Source organism: Photorhabdus hainanensis (genome assembly GCF_018448965.1).
Classification (GTDB): Bacteria; Pseudomonadota; Gammaproteobacteria; order Enterobacterales; family Enterobacteriaceae; genus Photorhabdus; species Photorhabdus akhurstii.
In genome coordinates, this window is sequence record NZ_RCWD01000035.1 from 54,954 (window position 1) to 59,908 (window position 4,955).

At 49.1% G+C, this 4,955-nt stretch carries 2 protein-coding genes; both read left to right on the top strand.

From position 1 onward, the window contains the following. The first annotated feature begins 2,302 nt into the window (after positions 1-2,302). Positions 2,303-2,722, top strand: coding sequence for a DUF1795 domain-containing protein (locus tag EAE92_RS18405; protein ID WP_214069132.1), 420 nt, complete (start codon positions 2,303-2,305; stop codon positions 2,720-2,722). Between the two features lie 21 nt (positions 2,723-2,743). Then, positions 2,744-4,955, top strand: a 2,212-nt coding sequence (locus EAE92_RS18410; RefSeq protein ID WP_214069133.1) for a PAAR domain-containing protein, incomplete at its 3' end; no start/stop codon positions are given.

Here is a 4,955-nt window from a genome sequence, read left to right on the forward strand (position 1 = left end):
TACTGATATAGTCAGGCGTTTTAAATAATTTAACCTTGATATGATAATCCGGTATATGTTGTTTATACCGGATTATTTTTTTACTTATTCTTTTTCCCGAGGTGTATGCGCATTAACAAAGCTTTTTACTGATAGCTTTATGACGGGCAGGTTTTAAACGGTTATTAAAAACCCCTGTTTTAACCTCCGGTTTTAATCGATATCAGGTTTTAACCGCTGTTTTTATCACCTTTACTACCTGATTTTTATTCAGTTTAATCATCATGGCATATCGTGTTTTACATTTAACAAACATTAAGCATACCCGTTTTTTATCTTTGCTGAGGTTGTTTACGCTCAATTCTGAGCGATTTCTATAAGTTATTTTTCGCATAAATTAGGCCAGTAAATAGCCTGGTAATATTAAAGATACCCCTTTATGTTTTTTCAGATAATCAACGCGCTGTTTAGAACTTAAATCCTGCCACATTAACCGTTTTATCCCTCTTTTTATTGCGTTATGTTTATAACTTGCTGATTAAAATAACAGTGAGAAAACACGTTAATATCAACAGGCCGAGTAATATTATTTTACCTGCTGATTTCTTTTTAGCTCTGTGTGTAATGGTTAATAGCATTTGATTAAATGTAGTTAACTGCCTTTATAAAAAGTACATTTATTGCGTTAAATCCGCCTTTTACTTTCACATAAAACCTTTAAATTCTTTGTATTCTCACTTTTAAATGACCACAGCAAGGAATAAGCGCTTTTTTATGCACTTTAATCCCTGTTAAAAAGCTGTTATTAACGGGATACCTACTTTTTTAATACTTAGCTGAGTTAATTACCGATAAAAAATCGCTTGCAATCGCTAAGAACGGGAAATACAAGTAAAAAGAGAAAGTTGACCATGTTAAAAGAGAAGGGATCTGTAAAACCATTATCATTCCTAGGGTTTTCCTATTTTTTAAAGCAAAAATGCATCCAATAGATGGTTTTGATTAAGCAGTTTTTATCAACCTAATGATTTTTCGTTTCCTGATGCGCATTTAACTGCCCTATGTTCATTAAACTGATGTTTAAGTTTTCTCTCTTCCCTGTATTTAACTCTTCAACGTTAAAACCAGAGCAGATAACAGATATGCTAATAATATTTAAGCTTAATGCCTGATTATTTCGTCATGTTTAATACGGCTAATCTAATCAACCTAAAGGTTTATCAATTTTCTTTAATGATTGTCTCTGTTTTTCATCAACACCTTACAGCCCATGCAAAACCGCTTATTTAAGCACATTAGCTTAATCCGGTTAAATATTTTCACTCTTATTATTAGATTAACGCGGTCACTTGGTTAATCAACTCAGGACCGGTTTTTCCTGATGTTTTCTCTGCCAATATCAATATAGCAGCGAATTTTTTACCTTTTTTTTAAAACCTTAATCACTTATTTTCACCGTTAATGATTAAAGTTTTCACCTGTTTTTTCATCACACACTGACTATGTCTTCCCGATGTTAAAACGACACTGACAGACTATAAACGGCTTTTTAACGCCGGTTTTATCATATCCAGATAAAGCGTCTCTCATATTACCTGAATGAAAACTTCTGACCCTCTGGCTTTCAAACGATATAAAAAACACTAAAGCGAAAGATTAAAGACAGTAAAAACAGCGTTAAAACCCTGCCGGTGGTAGCAAAAAGCGATAAAAAAGAATTTAATGCCCATGTCAGGTTGCTGCGCTTGGCTTTTTTAGGATTACTTGTGGGAAGCCTCAGGTTTTATCATTGCTTCCATTGAATAAAATTCGGATTTTAGGTGAACGTAGCGGGTTAAAGGATTTGCGATTTATGTCACATTTATTAAACTAATCAAATGTTCATCATATAAACAGACGGGACAACCTGAATTTTTTGTTATATGTTCCTGACTGGAGATTAAACACATAAAACGACTGATGAGTTATCTTAACCAGACTCCTAAACAGCAATAGAATATCCCCGACGTTGCCTGTTCATACAGGTTATCAATAAGACTATCAACGACAAACTGCTGGCGCCTTTATAGTTTTGACGTAACTTGCCCGAGGCTCTTTAACCCTTGGGTAGCTTATAACTATACGCCGCAATTAGTGCTGCCGGACCACTGTGCTGTGCGTTGTAAACCGCAAAAATGATATAGGGAAGCGAGATGCCATTCCAAAAAACTAATGCCGGCAATATCAGCATTCAGGGGGCCAATATCACTATCAATGGCAAACAGGTCAATGTGAACTGACCGTTACTGACTATCAACTTATTTCAATCAACAACGGAAAAAACATGGAAAACACAATCTATCAAATGAATGAAGGCACACTGACTATCCCGGGCAACTGGCGCGATGAATCCATGAATGTCTTTGTGCTGCCGGACGACAGCGGCGTTAATCTGGTGGTCAGCCGCACCCCCGTCCCCGCCGGCATGGATAACCACGCTTACTATGAACAGACCCTGGAACAGTTTTGCGCCCATCTGCCCGGGTACCAGGAGCATCAGCGCGGCGAAATCACCCTCAGCCAGCAACCCGCCCGCCGTCTGGATTACCAGTGGAAAAGCCCGGAAGGCGACATGCACCAGACCGTGATACTGCAAATCCGGGGTCCGCTGCTGCTGACCTTCAACCTGACCTCCCCCGCGCCTTTTGAAGACGGTCAGCGTGAGGCGTTGCTGGCGGTTATCCACAGTTTTCAGGCGGTCTGATGACCTGACAGGAGGAACACCATGTCACTTGGCGATGAAATCGTCACCCGGATAGCGCGGGTCGGCGCGCAGCACTCGGTACGCGTCTCCCCGCCACAGGGCTCCCCCGGGCCGGCCGCCGCCCGTGAGGGCGACCCGATTAAACATGCCAGCTTCCTGGGGGCGCTGGCGGGCGCCATTACCGGGGCGTTGATAGGGGCGGCGGTCTTTGCCGCGGCCTCGGCACTGGTGGGACTGACCGTTCTCACCGGGGGATTAGCGACCGTCGCGGTCATTGCTCTGGGAACCGCGGCCACATTCGCCCTTGGCGATGTCATCAGCGCCGCCAGTTCGGCCGTCACGAAAATGGTGGACAGCATCGGCCCACCGAGCGGTACGCTGGCAAGTGGCTCCCCCAATGTCTTTATCGAAGGCAAACCGGCGGCCAGAGCCACCACCGATATCGCCGCCTGTGGCAAACACCCCGCGCCGCCCCTGATTGCCCAGGGCAGTGAAACCGTGTTTATCAACGGCTCGCCGGCGGCCCGGGTCGATGACAAACTGGCGTGTGGCGCCACCATAAAATCCGGGGCCAAAACGGTGTTTATCGGCTCCGGTCAGGGAACTTACCTGGCGGTGGCCGAAGAGTTCTCCGCCTGGGAACGGGCGATACTGATGGCGGTTGAATTTCTGGTGCCCCCTTCCCGAGGCGCCCTTAAAGGACTGGGTAAACTGTTTACCCGACAGGCCGGTAAAAAGGCCGTCAGCGGGGCGATTGCCGGCGTCAAACAGGCTGCGAAGATACTCTCAGGCAAGACCCTCTGCTGTGCCAAAACCGCTTTCAGAGAAACTCAGGGGGTGAAACGTTACCGGGAAGCGACGAAAAAATTCTTTACCGGCGACCCGATTGACGTCACTACCGGCCAGCTGTTTGACCAGCGGACCGATATCACCCTCGGCCAGACCCTGCCGCTGGTGTTTCTGCGCAGCTGGGCGCCGGAGGAACAGGGCTTACTGGGGCCGGGCTGGACGGACAGTTTCTCCGAATGCGCCCTTGCCACCGGCGACCGGGTAGAAATCCGCACCACCGAAGGGGCTTCTCTTTACTTTGCCTTACCGGCCGCTTATACCCACAGCGTCAACCCGGAACACCCGGATTTCACCCTCAGTTGGGGAGAACAGGGCTATATCCTCCGGCACCGGGATTCACCGGTTCGTAAGTATTTTGCGCTGGCCTCCCCGTCCTCATCTGAAGGGACACAGCGCTGGCGGCTCACGGAACACCGGGACGTGTATGACAACCGGCTGCGCTTTATTTACAACGAGCACGGTCAGCTGACACAGGTTCTCCACAGTGACGGGCCGGAGCTGACGCTGCTTTATAACCGGCGCGGACAACTGACCGAGATACGCCGCACCGATGAAAGGTTACAGGAAGTGATGGCCCGTTATCACTACCATGACAACGGCCGGCTGGCGGAAGCGGACAGCGCCCAGCATTTTCATCTGTACTATGAATATAACGCGCAGGGCCTGATAAGCCGCTGGTCCGATGGCGACCAGACCTGGGTGGATTACCGTTATGATAAACAGGGGCGCTGTACCGACAGCGTGGGGGCTGGCGGCTTCTATCCGGTTCACCTGGATTACGCCCCCGGCATCACCCGCTCCACCACCCCACAGGGGCACGCCACCACCTGGCATTACAACGACCAGCAATTAATAACTGAAATCCACACCCCGCGCGGCGGCGTGACCCGTTATGACTATGACCGCTGGGGCCATCTGGTCAGACAGATATCACCGGAGGGGGAAACCCTGACGCTGACGTATCTGGCCGATACCGGCCGGGTAACCTCGCTGACGGAGGCGACCGGCGCGGTATGGCGATACAGCTATGAGGCTGACAGCCTGCAACTGACCGGCATGACCGACCCGCTGCAACGCGCCTGGCTGCCTCTGTATGATGAGCAGGGCCAGCCCGCCGGATTTATTGCGCCGGACGGCCGGAAAACCACGCTGACCCGCAATGCCTTCGGGCTGGTGACGGCCGAAACAGACCCGGACGGCAACGGCCGCACACAGGAATATGATAAGCATCTGCGGCTGGCGCGGGTGCTGGATGAAGAGAACCGGACCGTCAGTCTGGGTTATGACAGTCAGGACCGGCTGCGCAGCCTGACCGCGGCGGGGGCGCTGTGGCGCTGGCGTTACGACCGTCATCACCGGGTGGCGGTCAGTGACCGGCCGGACA

Excerpts from the sequence above, each read along its gene's own strand:
- EAE92_RS18405 (WP_214069132.1), top strand. The coding sequence starts at position 2,303 with ATGGAAAACACAATCTATCAAATGAATGAAGGCACACTGACTATCCCG.